The following is a 16,437-nucleotide window of genomic DNA, read 5'->3' as shown; positions in this document are numbered from 1 at the left end:
CGCGAGACCGTAATCCGGCTGAGCTCCGCCCCACAGCTTGCCGAAGAGCAGGAACAGACCGAGCAACACGACGCCACCGCCGATCACCATCGCCATATGCATCTGCCTGCTCCTCACCGTCGAACCATCGGAAACAGATACCGCGAGCCCCAGACGCCCGGACGATATCCGGGCGAAGGCAGCAGAAGCTTGCCAGCGCTCAACCGCGCCGCAGCTTGTTATACCGCGCGATCAGCCTGTCGCGTTTGAGCCGCGACAGGCGATCGATCCAGAAGATGCCGTCCAGCTGGTCGATCTCGTGCTGGTGGCAGACGGCGAGCAGGCCGTTCGCCTCCTCGACCTGCTCCACGCCGTCGAGATCGTGATAGCGCACGCGGACATGGGCGTGCCGTTCCAGCTCGTCGGTGGCGCCGGGCATCGAGACGCTGCCCTCGACATGACGGATGGTCTCTCGCGAGACGCCGTCCAGTACCGGATTGGCGTAGGTCCGGACGTCGCCCGGTGTCAGCTCCAGCACGACCAACCGCAGCGACACGCCGATATGCGGCGCGGTGATGCCGATGCCTGGCGCCGCCCGCATCGTGTCGAGCAAATCGGCGGCAAGCTCGCGCAGATCGGCATCGAAGCGCGTGACCGCGGTGGCGGCCACGCGCAGGCGCGGGTCGGGAAAGCGCAGGATCGGCCGGAGGGCCATGACGGCCCGCCCGCTCAGGCCGCCTTCTTCTCCGCCGGGCCGTAGAAGCTCTCGCCGGTCTTGGCCATGCGCTTCAGCAGGCGGTTCGGCTTGAAGCGCTCGCCATGAGCCTTGGCCAGCTTCTCGCAGAGCTTCACGAAGGCAGCCGCGCCCATATTGTCGATATAGGAGAGCGTGCCGCCCGAGTAAGGCGCGAAACCGAAGCCGATGATCGAGCCGACATCGGCCTCGCGCGGATCGGTGACGACGCCTTCCTCATAGGTCTTCGCGGCTTCCAGAGCCTGCGTCACCAGGAGGCGGTGCTTCAGCTCCTCCATATCGACGCTGTCGGGATCGAGCCGCTTGCCGACCAGATCGGCAAGGCCCGGCCAGAGCCGCTTCGGCCCGGCTTCCGGATAGTCGTAGAAGCCCTTGCGGTTCTTGCGGCCGAGGCGGCCATGCTTCTCGACCATGTCGGCGAGCAGCTTCTCCTGCGCCGGATCGACGGCGCCCTCGCCGAGCTGAGCCTTGGTCGCCTTCAGCACCTTGTAGGCGAGATCGACCGCGACCTCGTCATTGAGCGAGAGCGGCCCAACCGGCATGCCGGCCTGCTTGCCCGCAGCCTCGATCATCGCCGGCGGCACGCCTTCCATCAGCATCAGATGGCCTTCGCGGATGTAGTTGCCGACGCAGCGATTAGCATAGAAGCCCCGCGTGTCATTCACGACGATCGGCGTCTTTTTGATGGCGCGGACGAAGTCCAGCGCCATGGCGAGCGCCTTCTTGCCGGTCTTCCTGGCCATGATGACCTCGACCAGCAGCATCTTCTCGACCGGCGAGAAGAAATGGATGCCTATGAAGTTCTTCGGCCGCTGGCTGGTTTGGGCAAGGCCGGTGATCGGCAGCGTCGAGGTGTTGGAGCCGAAGATCGTGCGCGGGCCGACCACGGCCTCGACCTTGGCGATGACCTCGGCCTTGACCTTCGGGTCCTCGAAGACGGCCTCGACGATCAGGTCGCAACCCTTGAGATCGGCATAATCGGCCGAGGCCTTGATGCGGCCGAGCAGCGCGTCGCGGTCGGCGGTCTTGGCGCGGCCCTTCATAATCTGGTCGGAGACCAGCTTGTGCGAATAGGCCTTGCCCTTCTCGGCAGCCTCGATGTCCCTGTCGACCAGCACGACCTCAAGGCCGGCATTGGCCGTGACATAGGCGATGCCGGCGCCCATGAAGCCGGCGCCGATAACGCCGACCTTCTTGAGCTTCGAAGGCGGCACGTCAGCCGGGCGACGGGCGCCCTTGTTCAATTCCTGCATCGAGACGAAGAGCGAGCGGATCATCGAGGCCGCCTCCTTCGTCCGGAGGATCTTGGCGAAGTAGCGGCTCTCGACCTTGAGGCCGAGATCGATCGGGAGCTGCAGCCCCTCATAGACCGCCGAGAGGATGGCGCGGGCGGCCGGATAGTTGTCGTTGGTCTCGCGGCGATAGATCGCGTTGGCCGGCGGCCAGATCTGCATGCCAGCCGGCGAGTGCACTTTGTTGGAGGGCAGCTTGAAGCCCTTCTGGTCCCAGGGCTGCGTCGCCTGCGGATTGGCCTTGAGCCAGTCCTTGGCGTTCTGGACGATGTCGGCGCGCGGGGCGACAGCATGGACGAGGCCCATATTGCGCGCCGGCAGGGGCTTCACCTGCTCGCCCTTGAACATCATCTGGAGCGCGTCGCCGGTCTGCATCAGGCGGGCCACGCGCTGGGTGCCGCCGGCGCCGGGGAAGAGACCGACCTTGATCTCGGGCAGGCCGACGCGGGTCGAAGCATCGTCCGAGACGACGCGGTACTGGCAGGAGAGCGAGAGCTCGAAGGCGCCGCCGAGGCAGACGCCGTGGATCGCGGCAGCGAAGGGTTTTCCGCAGGTTTCGAGCTTGCGATAGAGCAGCGAGAGCTTGCGACTCTCGTCGAAGAAGCTCTGCATCGCGACCGCCTCGCCCTTCTCCTTGGCGAGCTTCACATAGAGGTCGCGCAGGCCCTGGAGCATGGTCAGGTCGGCGCCGCCGGAGAAGCTCTCCTTGCCGGAGGTGATGACGCAGCCCTTGATGGCTTCATCGCCCGCGACCTTGTCGACGATCTGGTTGAGCTCTTCCATCACCTCGGGGGTGATGACGTTCATCGAGCGGCCGGGCATGTCCCAGGTCGCGACGGCGATGCCGTCGGCGTCGGCCTCGAAGCGGAAATTGGTGAGGTTCATGGACGGTCCCTCCGGTGGGTCGGGTCATCCCGGACGCCGCATCGCGGCGATCCGGGATCGTCATCAGGAAAAGGCGGTGTTCGGGCGTTCTCTCGTCACGCGGTCCCGTGTCTGCGCAGCGGCACTGCGTGCCGCAGCGCGCACGGGATGACGCCTGTCACACCCGCTCGATGATGGTGGCGACGCCCATGCCGACGGCGACGCAGAGCGTCACCAGCGCGGTCTGCTTGTCCTGACGCTCCAATTCGTCGAGCACGGTGCCGAGCACCATTGCGCCGGTCGCGCCGAGCGGATGGCCCATGGCGATGGCGCCGCCGTTGACGTTGAGAATGGCGTCGTCGATATCGAGCGCCTGCTGGTAGCGCAGCACGACCGAGGAAAAGGCTTCGTTCAATTCGAAGAGGTCGATATCCCCAATCGACATGCCGGCCTTCTTCAGCACGCGCTCGGTGACGTCGACCGGGCCGGTCAGCATCAGCGCGAGATCGGAGCCGACCGTGGCGAAGGCCTTGATGCGGGCGCGCGGCTTCAGGCCGGCGACCTTGCCAGCCTTCTTCGAGCCGACAAGCACGGCGGCCGCGCCATCGACGATGCCCGAGGAATTGCCGGCATGGTGGACGTGGTTGACGAACTCGACATCCGGGTGCGCCGCTGTCGCGACCGCATCGAAGCCGCCCATCTCGCCCATCTGGACGAAGGAAGCCTTGAGCGCGGCCAGTGCCTGCATGTCGGTGCTCGGGCGGATCGTCTCGTCATGGTCGAGGATGACGAGGCCGTTGACGTCGGTGACGGGGATCACCGAGTTCTTGAAGCGGCCCTCCGTCCAGGCTCGGGCGGCGCGCTGGTGCGAGCGCACGGCGAAGCCATCGACATCGTCACGCGAGAAGCCGTACTTGGTCGCGATCAGGTCGGCCGCGACGCCCTGCGGCATGAAATAGGTGTCGATCGCGACGCTTGGGTCGACCGCGATGCCGAAGCCGGACGCGCCCATGCCGACGCGCGACATCGACTCGACGCCGCCGCCGATCGCCATCTCCTTCTGGCCGGACATGACCTGCGCCGCGGCGAGGTTCACCGCATCGAGACCCGAGGCGCAGAAGCGGTTGATCTGCACGCCCGGCACTTCCTTGCCGTAGCCGGCCTTGAGCGCGACGGTGCGGGCGATGTCGGCGCCGGCCTCGCCGACCGGGTCGACGCAGCCCATCACCACGTCCTCGACGAGGAGCGGATCGAGATCGTTGCGGTCCTTGATCGCGCGCAGAGCCTGGGTGCCGAGCTCGATCGCGGTTACTTCGTGAAGCGAGCCGTCGGCCTTGCCCTTGCCGCGCGGCGTCCGGACGTGGTCGTAGATGAATGCGTCTGCCATCGAGGGATCTCCCTGGCCTGCCGCGACCGGCGGCTTGTTGTCGTGCCGGACGTCGTGGCCGGGCTTGAACCGACCATCTTCCTATCCAGCGAACTCATCAAGAGATGCCCGGGGCGAGCCCGGACATGACGGTTACTCGATCAGAACTGCTCGACGCTGAGCGCCATGGTCGTGTCGGCGCCGGAGGTGATGCGCGCCAGATGGGCGGCGGTTTCCGGCAAGGTGCGCTCCATGAAGAAGCGGGCCGTAACCAGCTTGCCGCTCATCCGCTCGTCGGCGCCGGCCTTGAGCTTCTCCTGCGCGGCCTTGGCCATCTTCACCCACATGTAACCGAGGGAGACGAGACCAAGCAGGTGCATGAAGTCGCTGGCGCCGGCACCGGCATTGTCCGGCTTGGCGAGCGCGTTGTTCATGAACCACATCGCCGCTTGCTGGAGATGGCCGAGCGAGACCTGGAGCGGCCCGAGCAGCGGCTTCAGCGCCTCGTCCTCAGCGTTCTCCTTCAGGAAGCCGCCGACCTCGTTGAAGAAGGCCATGATGCCGCGGCCACCGTCGCGGCCGAGCTTGCGGCCGACGAGATCCATCGCCTGCACGCCGTTGGCGCCTTCATAGATCATGGCGATGCGGGCATCGCGGACGAACTGCTCGACGCCGGTCTCGGCGATATAGCCATGGCCGCCGAACATCTGCTGCGCCTTCACGGCGTTGTCGAAGCCGATATCGGTGAGCACGCCCTTGAGCACCGGCGTCATCAAACCGAGCTGGTCGTCGGCCGCCTGGCGCTCGGCCGCATCGCCGGAGCGATGGGCGATGTCGGATTTCAGAGCGTTCCAGAGCACGAAGGCGCGGGCGGCCTCGTTGAAGGCCTTGATCGACATCAGCGTGCGGCGCACGTCGGGATGGACGATGATCGGATCGGCCGGCTTGGCCGGCTCCTTGGCGCCGGTCAGCGCGCGGCCTTGCAGACGCTCCTTCGCATAGGCGACGGCGTTCTGGTAGGCGACCTCGGACTGGGCCAGGCCCTGGATCGCGACGCCGAGTCGGGCCTCGTTCATCATCACGAACATGGCGTTGAGGCCCTTGTTCTCGGCCCCGACCAGCCAGCCCTGCGCGCCGTCATAGTTCATGACGCAGGTCGCGTTGCCGTGGATGCCCATCTTGTGCTCGATCGAGCCGCAGGAGACGCCGTTATTGGCGCCGACCGAGCCGTCTTCGCCCAGCTTGTTGCGCGGCACGACGAAGAGCGAAATGCCCTTCACACCGGCCGGCGCGCCCTCGATGCGGGCGAGCACGAGATGGATGATGTTCCCGGTGATGTCCTGCTCGCCGGCCGAGATGAAGATCTTGGTGCCGGAGATGGCATAGGAGCCGTCGCCATTCGGCACGGCCTTGGTCTTGAGCAGGCCGAGATCGGTGCCGCAATGCGGCTCGGTCAGGTTCATCGTGCCCGACCAGGTGCCGTCGATCATCTTCGGCAGATAGGTCTGCTTGATCTCGTCGGAGCCATGGACATAGAGCGCGGCGATCGCGCCCATGGTCAGGCCCGGATACATCGCGAAGGCCATGTTCGCGGCCGAGGCATATTCGTTCATCACGGCGCCGAGCGTGTAGGGCAGGCCCTGGCCGCCATATTCCGGATCCATGGCAAGGCCGATCCAGCCGCCTCCGGCATAAGCCCGATAGGCTTCCTTGAAGCCCTTCGGCGTGGTGACGCGGCCGTCCGCGTGGCGAGTGCAGCCTTCCTGGTCGCCGGAATAGTTGATCGGCTGAAGGACCTCCTCGCAGAGCTTGGCGCCCTCACCGAGCACGGCTTCAATCACGTCCGCGGACGCGTCGGCGAAACCCGGCAGATTGTTGTAGCGCTCGATATTGAAGACGTCGTTGAGCAGGAAAAGCGTGTCGTCGACGGGTGCCTTGTAGACCGGCATCGGATCCTCCCTCTCGTCGCAAAGGCGGCGCCTGATCGCTATCGCCGCATCAAGATAGTTCACATATAAACAATCTTGATGAAGTTGCAACTGTGGCGATGCGATTTTGTCGGCCATGCGACAGAGAGATGTGGCGCAGCGCATGAAAAAAACCCCGGCGGAGCCGGGGCTTTATGGAGATGTCGCTGTCATCCCGTGCGCGCAGCGGCATAGAATGCCGCTGCGCGCACGGGATGACAGCCTTGAGTTCGCGCCGCTCAGGCCTTGCCGAGGCGGGAGAGCGAGGCTTCGAGCTCGGCGATCGCGCTTTCGATCTCCGCGCGCTGGCTGCGCAGCAGATCGAGCTGCTCGACGATCTGCTCGCGACTGAGCTGGAGACCACCGACGGAAGCGGCCGCGTCGCCGCTGCCACCCTTCTTGTCCTCGTTGGCGAGCATCGCGCGGATTTCGACGAGCGTGAAACCGAGCTGCTTGCCCTTGAGGATCAGGGCGAGACGGGCGCGATCACGTGCCGAATAGATGCGCGTCATGCCGGAACGGCTCGGCGCGATAAGGCCCCGCGACTCGTAGAAGCGGAGCGTGCGCAGCGTCACGCCGAAATCGCGGGCGAGATCGCTGATGGTGAAATCGCCGGGCTGATCGGCGTCTGCGGAGCGGGTTTCATGAATCGGAGAACCCGCCATAGCCAAGCTTTGGCGTGACATGAAAGCTGCAATCCTTGCGATTGGATCGAATCGCCGGCCCATATGGCGGCCTCGATCGGTGCCGTAGTGATAGGGAAGGAGCTCTCGCTGCGTCAGGTAATACGGCGCCGCAGTGGGGTAAGTTACCGTTACATGGCCCAAACGAGGCGCTGCCCATACGGCATTCGGACAAAATTAACGATCCGCGCCCGGCTTATTAACCTGCTGTTTACCATGCCGGCCAATTGTCGGGAACGCGCAGCGGCGTCGTGGCTTCGACAACGGTTATTTCACGATCTGCCAAAGGTTCGCGCGGAAGGCGACGGCATCAGGGGGCCTCGCCTGCCGCTGACAAGGTTCCCCTTAGGCGAGCGAGATCATGGCCAATAGCTTGCCCTGGAGCGTGAAGGGCGTCGATCCCCGGACACGCGATGCGGCCAAGTCGGCGGCCCGCCGGGCAGGCATGACGCTGGGCGAATGGCTGGACCACAAGATTCGCGACGAAAGCGACGAGGCCCCTGCCCCGCCGGCCTCGCCGGCACCGGAACAGCTCGACATCACCGCTCTGTCGGAGCGGCTGGCACGCCTTTCCCAGGGCCAGACGGAGACCGCCCCGCGGCGCCCCGCCCCGAATCCCTCGCGCGAGGCGATCGACGGCCTCGTCAGCCAGGCTGCGGCGCTTGAAAGCCTGACGCGTGAAGCCAATGCCCGGACCGCCGGTGCGCTGGATTCGATCACCCGCTGGATCGAGAAGACCGAGGATCGCCTGTCGTCGAGCGAGCGCGGCTCCGCCGAGCGCCAGGAACGTGCGACCAACGTCATCGCAGACGCGATCAAGACGATGGGCGAGCGCATCGCCGAAATCGAGCGCCGCAACCTCGAGACTCATCAGCCCCGTGCGGAGCAGGCACCCCGCCTCGCCTTCAGCCGCGAGGGCCTCGCCGCCGCCGTCACCGATATCCGCACGCGCCAGCGCTTCCTCGACACGGACGAGGCGGTCGCCCCGCGGCAGCCCGCGGTCGCGCCCGAGCGCATCTCTGCCCTGCGGGAGGACCTGCGCGAGATCGGGTCCCGGCTTTCCCATGAGACCCGCCGGCCCGCCCAGACGCAGCGTCCGACTGCCCCGTTCCGAACCGCCGATACCAGCGCCATCGAAGCCAAGATCGGCATGCTGGCGGATCGTCTGGACCGGTTCGACCGCCGCGACCAGTTCGAGCCCCTGCTCAAGCCGCTGACCCGTATCGAGGCGGAAGTGTCGCGCCTGTCGCAGGACCGGGCCGGCGAAAGCTACCAGCGCTTCCAGCTGGAGATCGCGCATCTGGCCGCCAAGGTCGATGCACTGGCAACCCGCGGCGGCCAGGTCACCAATCTGGATCCCGTGCGGCGCGATATCGCGGAGCTGAGGGATCTCCTGGGCGCCAGTGGACAGGACCACAAGCTGGAGAACCTCTCCGAGCAGGTCGCCACGCTCGGCTTCGAGATCGGTCGACTGCGCGAGGTCCAGCCCGATATGGGCGAGATGCGCAGCCTGGCGAACGCGATCGACGACGTGCGCGGTGCGGTTCTGTCGCATCGTGGAGAGTTTCCTGGCGCGGGCCTGCTCGCATCGCTGGCCACGCAGGTCGAAGCCCTGTCGCGGAAATTCGACGAAGTCGTCTCCCAGAAGCTCGACGAAGCCAATGCGACGCGGCAGAGCGACTATCTCGCCAGCCGCATCGACATGCTGCAGCAGCATATCGAAACGCTTGCCGAACAGGGACCGTCCGCCGTCACGCGCCAGATCGAGGCACTTTCCGGCCGGATCGAGAGCCTGGCGGCATCGAGCCAGCTGACGCGCATGGTCGGCGAGGGCGGGGCCGCAGTCGACCTCAACCCGATCGAGCAGATGCTGCGCCATCTCGCCGAGAAGATCGACGAGGCCGGCGCGCCCGGCGCGAACGCCGAATCCTTCGATGCTCTGGAGCGGCAGATTTCCGGCATCGCCAGTCGCCTCGACGAGGCCTCCGCGACGCGCTCGGCCGAGAACGGCATGGAGCGCACGCTGCAGGATCTCGTCGTCCACCTGCGCTCGATGCGCGAGGAAACGGCTGCCGAGCGCGCCGCTCTCGTCCAGGCCGCCAACACCGCGGTCTCCGGCAAGGGCATTGCCGAATTGTCGAGCCTGGTCACCGGCCTGCGCGACAACCACGTCTCTTCCGACAGCCAGACGCGGGACGCGCTCGGCGCCGTACATGTCTCGCTCGAGACGATCATGTCGCGGCTCGCGAGCCTCGAAGCCGAATTGCAGGGCGAGCGCCGCCCGCCCGCCGGCACCCTGGCAGCTGCGATGCGCGGTGACGATGCTGCGGTCCGGGCCAAGTCTGTGCCCTCTCGCGATGGCGCGAGCCTGTCCGTCGGCGCTGCCGCGCAGGACCGCTTCGCCGCGCCGGGCAAGGAGCCTGCGCGCAGCGAGCCGACCCTGCCCGCGAGCACCGCCTTCGACATCCCGCTCGAGCCCGGCTCCGGGCGCCCGCGCCCCGAGGCCGCAGCTGGCACTGGCCAGGATGCGCAATCGGTCCGCCAGAGCCTGATCGCCGCTGCGCGCCGCTCCGCCAAGGCCGCCAGCGAGGCTGCCGCCGCCTCTCCCTCCCCCACGGCGGAGCCAGCGGCCAAGAACCCTGGCCGCCTCAAGGAGATCCTGGAGAAGCGCAAGCGCCCGCTGCTGCTCGGCCTCGCTGCGCTGATCCTCGCCATGGGCACTGCGCATCTGGTGACGAACTCGCTGCGCGGCGACGGCAACAAGACCGCCAACAACGAAGCCCGCAGCCTGGTCACCCCGCCCGCCGCACAGCCGGAAGCGCCGGCCACGGCCCCTGCGCAGACTCCCGCCAAGGACCAGTCCTCGGCGCTGCCCGCTACCCCGCAGGATGCTTCCGCTCAGGCGGCCACCGGCAATGCCAATGCCATGCCCGAGCGTTCCGTGACCGCTGCGGCCGCTCCCACCCTCCCGCCTGCGGCAGAAACCGCGCCTGCGGCAGCGCCCGCTGCTCCAGCCGAACAGCAAACCCAAGTCGTGACCGGCATCGGCGACCTGCCGGCCGGCTTCGGCAGCGCTGGCCTGCGCAAGGCGGCGCAGGATGGCGATGCGCGCGCGGTCTACGAACTCGCGAGCAAGGCCGCCGACGGCCCGGCCAACCAGCGCGATCCCAAGCTGGCGCTGCGCCTGTTCGAGCGCGCCGCGGTGGCAGGCCTGGCTCCGGCTCAATTCCGCGTCGGCAACATGTTCGAGAAAGGCATCGGAACGCAGCGGGACCTCGGCCTCGCTCGGATCTGGTACCAGCGCGCCGCCGAGCGCGGCAATGCCAAGGCGATGCACAACCTCGCCGTGCTCCATGCCGAGGGCGCCGCCGGCAAGCCGGACTATGCCATGGCGACCGAGTGGTTCCGCCGCGCAGCCGAGCTCGGCGTCCGCGACAGCCAGTACAATCTTGCCGTGCTGCTCGGGCGTGGCCTCGGCGCGCCGACCGATCTCGCCCAGTCCTTCGTCTGGTTCTCGGTCGCCGCCAGCCAGGGCGACGAGGATGCCGGCCGCAAGCGCGACGAGGTGGCCCAGCGCCTGAAAGCGGAAGACCTGGCCGCGGCCAAGGCGCTCGCGGCAAGCTGGAAGCCCAAGACGCTCGACGCCACCGCCAACGAGGTGACGCCGCCAGCCAAGGGCTGGGATCCTCAGCCGACCGCAGCGGTTGCGAAACCGGCCAAGCAGTCCCGGATCTGAGCCGCGTAGCGCAACGTCATGCTTTCGACGTGTTGACGCGGCACGAAGAACGATAGTTTCCTAGGGGCGGGCCGGAAGCGGCCCGCCTTTCCATTTCAAGAACCTGCCTTTTCAGGACCTTGTCTTAACCCGGACAGCCTAGTCTGGGACCCATCAGGCGCAGGCTATCGGCCAAGCGCCAGCCTTGCGAGGGGTAAGCGTGCAGATCTACCTGCCGATCGCCGAGCTGCCGATCAGCGTGCTGATGGTTCTCGGCCTGAGTGGTGCGGTGGGCTTCATCTCCGGCCTGTTCGGCGTCGGCGGCGGCTTCCTGCTGACCCCGCTCCTGATCTTCCTCGACATCCCGCCGGCGGTGGCGGTCGCGACCGTCGCAGCACAGGTCGCAGGGTCCTCGATGACCGGCGTCCTCACCTATCTTCGGCGCAAGGCGCTCGATCTCAAGCTCGGCGGCGTGCTGGTCAGCGGCGGCATTGTCGGCACGGTCCTCGGCGTGTTGTTCTTCAACACGATGAAACGGCTCGGCCAGCTCGAGCTCGTGATCACGCTGTCCTATGTCACGCTGTTCTCGATCATCGGCGGACTGATGCTCTACGACGCGCTGCGCGCCATGCTGCGCGTCCGGGCCGGCAAGCCGGCGCGGCTGAAACGGCGCGGCGGCATGCATCCCTGGTGGATGGGCCTGCCGTTTCGTGTGCGCTTCTACCGCTCCGGCCTTTATTGCAGCGTCGTTCCCATCGCACTGCTCGCGGTGATCATCGGCTTCATTGGCGCCGTGCTCGGCGTCGGCGGCGGCTTCATCCTGGTGCCCGGCCTGATCTATTTCTTCCGGATTCCGCCTGCCGTCGTCGTCGGCACCTCGCTGTTCCAGATCCTGGTGACGATGACAGGCGCCACGCTTCTGCATGCCGTGACCAACCAGTCGGTCGACATCGTGCTCGCCGTCCTGCTGCTTCTTGGCGGCGTGATCGGCGCGCAATTCGGCGGCCGCGCGGCGCGCAACCTCAATGTCGAATCCTTCCGCCTGCTGCTGGCGCTGCTGATCCTGTCGGTCGGCCTGCGCTTCGCCATCGAACTCTTCATCCCACCGAGCGAGCCCTTCTCGGTCGTCGTGCCGGAGAGCGCGCGATGAGGTGGCTTATCGCAACACTCGCTGCTGTCTTGGTCGGGCTCACGGCAGGCGCCGTCCGCGCCGAGACGCTGATCGCGGCGATGTCGAGCCACCAGATCCAGATCACCTCGAACTATACCGGTAGCCAGCTCACCGTGTTCGGGCTGGTCGAACGCGACGGCCGGACGGTCGCGCGCGGCGATCCCTATGACATCATCGTCACGGTGCGTGGGCCGCGGCGCATGCTGCTGGTGCGCGAGAAGGAACGGCTCGGCCCGATCTGGATCAACCGGACGCAGCGGCGCTTCGCCGACAATCCGGTCTTCCTGCATGTCGCCACCAACCGGCCGATCGCGGAAATGATGAGCAACGAGACGGCGCGGCGCGACCGGATCGGCCTCGTCAATGCCGAGCGCCCGTCGGGCGACTGGGTCGATCTCGACCCCGGCGCGCGGCGCTTTCGCGAAAGCCTCGTCCGGATCATGCAGGGCAAGGGTCTCTACGACTACGAGGAGCGTGGCGTCACCTTCCTGTCGAGCGCCATGTTCAGTTCACCGGTCGACATCCCCGCAACGGCCCCGACCGGCTCCTACACCGTCGACATCGTGCTCTATTCCGGCGGCGTGCCGCTGGCGCGGCAGCAGACCAATTTCGAGGTGATCAAGACCGGCATCGAACAGCGACTGGCCTCGGGGGCCTATGACTGGGCCGTTCTCTACGGCCTCGCCACGATCCTCCTGGCACTTTTCCTCGGCTGGGGTGCGAGCGTGATCTTCCGGCGCGACTAGAGCAGCTCGACATAGGGCAGGAAGGGCGCGGTATCGCCCGCCGCCAACTGCGCAACATCCTCGGCCAGCACGACGAGCCCATCGGACTGTGCCAACGAAGCGAGCGAGCCTGCTCCTTCGCCGGGATGCCTGCGGGCGATCGCGATGCCGTCGGTGTCCTGCTCCAGCGACACACGCAGGAACTCGCGGCGGCCCGGCTTCCTGGCATGGGCAAAGCCCAGCCTGACCGGCCTGGCCTGCGGAGGGGCATAGGCTTCGCCCGCCAGCCGGGCAAGCAGCGGACGCGTGACGAAGGCGAAGCCGACGAAGACCGCGACCGGATTGCCGGGCAGCCCGATGAAAGGGGTGCCGGAGACGCTGCCGATCGCGATCGGCTTGCCCGGCTTGATCGCCACCCGCCAGAGATCGAGCGTGCCGCAGGCCAGCACAGCATCCTTGACGTGATCGGCCTCGCCCACCGAGACGCCGCCAGAGGTGAGGACAAGATCGCAATCGGCCGCCGCCTCGCGCAGCCGGCGTTCCAGGTCCTTGGCTTCGTCGCGGAGGATGCCGAGATCGACGACTTCCGCGCCGGCACGCAGCAGCATGGCGCGCAGCATCGCCCGGTTGGCGTCGTAGATCGCGCCCGGACCGAGCGGCCGGCCGGGTTCGGTGAGCTCATCGCCGGTCGAGAACAGCGCGACGCGCGGGCGGCGACGCACGATGACCTCTGCCAATCCCAGCGCGGCCAGCAGGCCGAGATCCTGTGGGCGCAGGCGCCGCCCGGCCGGCAGCACCTGCTGCCCGCACGCGACATCCTCGCCGGCCAGCCTCAGATTGGCACCGCGATTGATGCCAGCCGGCAAGGTGACCGTCCCCGCGCCCCCGACGACGTCTTCCTGCATCACGATGGTATCGGCACCATCGGGGACCGGCGCGCCGGTGAAGATGCGCCAGGCGCCTTGTCCCAGCACTGCGGGAGCTTCCCCGGCCATCGTCCGGCCAAGGATCGGCAAGCTGGTCGAAGCGCCTGTCGCAAGATCGGCGAAGCGGATGGCATATCCATCGACCGCGGAGTTGGCGAAAGGCGGCAGGTCACGCGGCGCGGTCACTGCTTGCGCCAGCACATGGCCGTCTGCTTCGCCAAGAGGCAGTTCCAACGTCCCGGCAACCGGATGCACGCGCGAGACGGCATCGGCGGCCGCCTCGTCCAGCGTGACCAGATCGGAATCGGTTCTGCCGCCGCCCAATCGCGCCGTCACGGTGCTCGCCTGCTTCGGCTGCCTGAGCGCATCGCCGCCCGCTTCCTCCCGATCGATCGCTTCTTCTTCGTCGCCGTGGCAGGCGGGGTCAAGCGCCTGCGGCAAGGCGGCGGTTGCCCGCCCCCGAACTGACGTCCTATGAAGCAGCATGAGGACGATGGCCCCGACAGGCGCGACCAAGGACATCATTGCGCTGGACCTGCGTGGCCTGAAATGCCCGCTTCCCGTGCTGCGCGTCCGCAAGGCTCTGATCGCCGCACAGGCCGGCAGCCTTATCGTCGTGCAATGCACCGACCCGATGGCGGCGATCGACCTGCCGAACCTTACGCGGGAAACCGGCGACACCATCGAGCGGCTGGGGGATGCGGATGGCGCCCTCGTCTTCCATATCCTCAAGGCGGCGTGAGCCGCGACGGACCAACCAACGGAGTCCAACGACGTGACCGTCTCCCAAGCCGATGTCCTGCGGGCGCTCGAACTGGTGAAGCTGCCGGCGAGCGGGCAGTCGCTCGCCGGCTCCGGGCGCATCGGCGATATCCTCGTCGATGGCGGCAAGGTGATCTTCGCGATCGGCATCGACGCGACCGAGGCCGCCGCGATGGAGCCGGTGCGCAAGGCGGCCGAAAGCGCCGTCGGCGGCCTGCCCGGCGTGACGCAGGTTCTCGTCGGACTGACCGCCGACAAGCCCGGCCCCTCGGCCGGAATGCAGGCGCGCCAGCAGGCACAGCGCCCCGGTCCGGGGGCTGCGCCAAAGCCGGCCGGCGTGCCCGGCGTGAAGCAGATCATCGCCGTCGCCAGCGGCAAGGGCGGCGTCGGCAAGTCGACGACCGCGGCCAATCTCGCTGTGGCGCTCTCGACGCTCGGCCTCAAGGTCGGCGTGCTCGATTCCGACATCTACGGGCCGTCCATGCCGAAGATCTTCGGCATCAAGGGCAAGCCGCAGATCGTCTCGGGCCGGACGCTGGCGCCGATGGAAGCCTACGGGCTCAAGGTCATGTCGATCGGCTTCCTCGTCGACGAGGAGACGCCGATGATCTGGCGCGGCCCAATGGTGATCTCGGCGATCACCCAGATGCTGCGCGAGGTCGCCTGGGGCGAGCTCGATGTGCTCGTCGTCGACATGCCGCCCGGCACCGGCGATGCGCAACTCACCATGGCGCAGCAGGTACCCCTCGCCGGGGCGGTCATCGTCTCGACGCCGCAGGATCTCGCCCTGCTCGATGCGCGCCGCGGCGTCGCGATGTTCAGGAAGGTCGCGGTGCCGATCCTCGGCCTCATTGAGAACATGAGCTATTTCACCTGCCCCGCCTGCGGGCATCGCTCCGATATCTTCGCCCATGGCGGCGCCCGGCATGAAGCGGAGCGGCTCGGCATCCCGTTCCTCGGCGAAATCCCGCTGGCCATGCCGATCCGCGAGACTTCGGACGGCGGCCGGCCGATCGTCGCCAGCGATCCGTCGGGTGCTCATGCCAAGGCCTATATCGCCCTGGCCAGACAGGTTCAGGCCGGCCTCGGCGGCGCCACACGGGCAGCGCCGCGCATCGTCATCGAATAAGGGGGCAAGGCACCGGCTGCTTGACACGCCCAAGGTTTTGTTCTTCTTTTGTTCTATATAGAGAAGGATACAGCCATGCCCGTCCATCGCGCCCGTCATATCGGGATCGGCATCGAGCGTCCGGTGGAAGAGGTCTATGCCTTCCTCGCCGAGCCCGCGAATTTTCCGCGCTGGGCCGAGGGCCTGGGCCATAGCTTCGTGCAGGTCGAAGGCATGACCTGGCGTGCCGAGACACCGATGGGGCCGATGCGCATCCTGTTCAGCGAGCCCAACAACCATGGCGTGCTCGACCATGCCGTCATTCCCGAACACGGCCCTGCCATGCACAATCCGATGCGCGTCGTTGCCAATGGTGACGGAGCGGAACTCGTCTTCACGCTGTACCAGCGCGACGACATGTCCGACGATGAAATGGCGCGTGATGCGGCCATGGTCAGCCGCGACCTTGCAGTACTGAAGGCCCTGCTGGAAGGATAAGTGCCGGTCAGGCCCTATCGGCGGCCAGCCGTTCCGCTTCGGCGAGGTCCTCGGGGGTGTTGACGTTGAAGAAGGGATCGATCGGCTCGGACAGCCACTCGGCGACGGCAACGCCATGGGTTTGCGTCCAGCGGCCGAGCTTGCGCTCTCCCGCAGCCAGCGCCCGACGCAAATCCTCGCGCAGCCCGACCGACCAGAGGCCAATGGCGTGATGCTGCTGCCCAGCGGAAGCCGCGCAGGCGAGCTGTGTTCCGGCAACAGCGCGTGCCCGATGGAGGCGGAGGGCAAGATCATTTGGAATGAAGGGCGTATCGGCGGCGACGCTGAGCAACCACTCGGTTTGCGGCCGGTGATCGGCGATCCAGTCGAGCCCGGCGAGGATGCCTGCGAGCGGGCCGGCGAAATCCGGCACGCTATCTGCCACGACCGGCAGGCCGAAGGCGGACAGGCGGGCGGGATCGCCATTGGCATTGAGCAGGAGATCGCTGCACTGGCCACGCAGGCGGTCGATGACATGGGCGAGAATCGACCGGCCGGTGAGCGGCTTCAAGGCCTTGTCGCCGCCACCCATGCGCCTTGCGAGGCCGCCAGCGAGGATCAGACCGATGGTCGGCAGCTGCGCCATCT

The 16,437-nt window shown here is 67.2% G+C and carries 13 protein-coding genes; 6 read left to right on the top strand and 7 right to left on the bottom strand.

The genetic code is table 11. From position 1 onward, the window contains the following. Positions 1-199: 199 nt before the first annotated feature. The 5 genes from Q0Q36_RS08910 to Q0Q36_RS08890 form a co-directional block, all read right to left on the bottom strand. The gene (locus Q0Q36_RS08910; protein ID WP_293797447.1) at positions 200-694 is read right to left on the bottom strand and encodes a peptide deformylase; all 495 of its coding nucleotides are present in this window, start codon (positions 692-694) and stop codon (positions 200-202) included. A gap of 14 nt (positions 695-708) precedes the next feature. Further along, positions 709-2,910, bottom strand: coding sequence for a 3-hydroxyacyl-CoA dehydrogenase NAD-binding domain-containing protein (locus Q0Q36_RS08905; protein WP_293797446.1), 2,202 nt, complete (start codon positions 2,908-2,910; stop codon positions 709-711). A gap of 157 nt (positions 2,911-3,067) precedes the next feature. Next, complete coding sequence (locus Q0Q36_RS08900; RefSeq protein WP_293797445.1) at positions 3,068-4,276, bottom strand: acetyl-CoA C-acetyltransferase; 1,209 nt, start codon at positions 4,274-4,276, stop codon at positions 3,068-3,070. A gap of 140 nt (positions 4,277-4,416) precedes the next feature. After that, entirely contained in the window at positions 4,417-6,204 is a 1,788-nt protein-coding gene (locus tag Q0Q36_RS08895) for an acyl-CoA dehydrogenase C-terminal domain-containing protein (RefSeq protein WP_293797443.1), read from the bottom strand. 257 nt (positions 6,205-6,461) lie between these two features. Next, positions 6,462-6,887, bottom strand: a complete 426-nt coding sequence (locus tag Q0Q36_RS08890; RefSeq protein WP_293797441.1) for a MerR family DNA-binding transcriptional regulator — start codon at positions 6,885-6,887, stop codon at positions 6,462-6,464. A gap of 379 nt (positions 6,888-7,266) precedes the next feature. Between Q0Q36_RS08890 and Q0Q36_RS08885 the strand changes: the two genes are divergently transcribed. The 3 genes from Q0Q36_RS08885 to Q0Q36_RS08875 all read left to right on the top strand — a co-directional run bounded on the left by Q0Q36_RS08885 (position 7,267) and on the right by Q0Q36_RS08875 (position 12,537). Continuing rightward, positions 7,267-10,641 carry a hypothetical protein gene (locus Q0Q36_RS08885; RefSeq protein WP_293797439.1) on the top strand — a complete coding sequence of 1,125 codons (3,375 nt, stop codon included), beginning with the start codon at positions 7,267-7,269 and terminating at the stop codon, positions 10,639-10,641. Positions 10,642-10,840: 199 nt separating this feature from the next. After that, entirely contained in the window at positions 10,841-11,770 is a 930-nt protein-coding gene (locus Q0Q36_RS08880; RefSeq protein ID WP_293797437.1) for a sulfite exporter TauE/SafE family protein, read from the top strand. Next, positions 11,767-12,537, top strand: a complete 771-nt coding sequence (locus tag Q0Q36_RS08875) for a TIGR02186 family protein (protein WP_293797435.1) — start codon at positions 11,767-11,769, stop codon at positions 12,535-12,537. Before Q0Q36_RS08880 ends, Q0Q36_RS08875 begins: the two co-directional genes overlap by 4 nt. On the opposite strand, the gene glp is transcribed toward Q0Q36_RS08875, so the two are convergent. Beyond that, positions 12,534-13,883 carry a gephyrin-like molybdotransferase Glp gene (glp, locus tag Q0Q36_RS08870; RefSeq protein WP_367187167.1) on the bottom strand — a complete coding sequence of 450 codons (1,350 nt, stop codon included), beginning with the start codon at positions 13,881-13,883 and terminating at the stop codon, positions 12,534-12,536. The genes Q0Q36_RS08875 and glp overlap by 4 nt on opposite strands. Before the next feature lie 43 nt (positions 13,884-13,926). Here glp and Q0Q36_RS08865 point away from each other — a divergent pair, with 43 nt between their 5' ends. The 3 genes from Q0Q36_RS08865 to Q0Q36_RS08855 all read left to right on the top strand — a co-directional run bounded on the left by Q0Q36_RS08865 (position 13,927) and on the right by Q0Q36_RS08855 (position 15,810). Next, positions 13,927-14,184: a sulfurtransferase TusA family protein gene (locus Q0Q36_RS08865; protein WP_367187166.1), complete on the top strand. Its 258-nt coding sequence runs from the start codon at positions 13,927-13,929 to the stop codon at positions 14,182-14,184. 33 nt (positions 14,185-14,217) lie between these two features. Continuing rightward, the gene (locus Q0Q36_RS08860; RefSeq protein WP_293797433.1) at positions 14,218-15,333 is read left to right on the top strand and encodes an Mrp/NBP35 family ATP-binding protein; all 1,116 of its coding nucleotides are present in this window, start codon (positions 14,218-14,220) and stop codon (positions 15,331-15,333) included. 75 nt (positions 15,334-15,408) lie between these two features. Then, positions 15,409-15,810, top strand: a complete 402-nt coding sequence (locus Q0Q36_RS08855) for an SRPBCC family protein (RefSeq protein ID WP_293797431.1) — start codon at positions 15,409-15,411, stop codon at positions 15,808-15,810. Between the two features lie 7 nt (positions 15,811-15,817). On the opposite strand, the gene mobA is transcribed toward Q0Q36_RS08855, so the two are convergent. Next, complete coding sequence (mobA, locus tag Q0Q36_RS08850) at positions 15,818-16,435, bottom strand: molybdenum cofactor guanylyltransferase MobA (protein ID WP_293797429.1); 618 nt, start codon at positions 16,433-16,435, stop codon at positions 15,818-15,820. Between the last annotated feature and the right edge of the window lie 2 nt (positions 16,436-16,437).

The organism is uncultured Allobosea sp. (genome assembly GCF_945957345.1).
GTDB lineage: Bacteria > Pseudomonadota > Alphaproteobacteria > Rhizobiales > Beijerinckiaceae > Allobosea.
This window is presented reverse-complemented; position numbering and strand designations above follow the sequence as displayed.

Coding starts and splice junctions, on each gene's coding strand:
- Q0Q36_RS08910 (WP_293797447.1), bottom strand. CDS start 694: ATGGCCCTCCGGCCGATCCTGCGCTTTCCCGACCCGCGCCTGCGCGTG.
- Q0Q36_RS08905 (WP_293797446.1), bottom strand. CDS start 2,910: ATGAACCTCACCAATTTCCGCTTCGAGGCCGACGCCGACGGCATCGCC.
- Q0Q36_RS08900 (WP_293797445.1), bottom strand. CDS start 4,276: ATGGCAGACGCATTCATCTACGACCACGTCCGGACGCCGCGCGGCAAG.
- Q0Q36_RS08895 (WP_293797443.1), bottom strand. CDS start 6,204: ATGCCGGTCTACAAGGCACCCGTCGACGACACGCTTTTCCTGCTCAAC.
- Q0Q36_RS08890 (WP_293797441.1), bottom strand. CDS start 6,887: ATGGCGGGTTCTCCGATTCATGAAACCCGCTCCGCAGACGCCGATCAG.
- Q0Q36_RS08885 (WP_293797439.1), top strand. CDS start 7,267: ATGGCCAATAGCTTGCCCTGGAGCGTGAAGGGCGTCGATCCCCGGACA.
- Q0Q36_RS08875 (WP_293797435.1), top strand. CDS start 11,767: ATGAGGTGGCTTATCGCAACACTCGCTGCTGTCTTGGTCGGGCTCACG.
- Q0Q36_RS08865 (WP_367187166.1), top strand. CDS start 13,927: ATGAGGACGATGGCCCCGACAGGCGCGACCAAGGACATCATTGCGCTG.
- Q0Q36_RS08855 (WP_293797431.1), top strand. CDS start 15,409: ATGCCCGTCCATCGCGCCCGTCATATCGGGATCGGCATCGAGCGTCCG.
- mobA (WP_293797429.1), bottom strand. CDS start 16,435: ATGGCGCAGCTGCCGACCATCGGTCTGATCCTCGCTGGCGGCCTCGCA.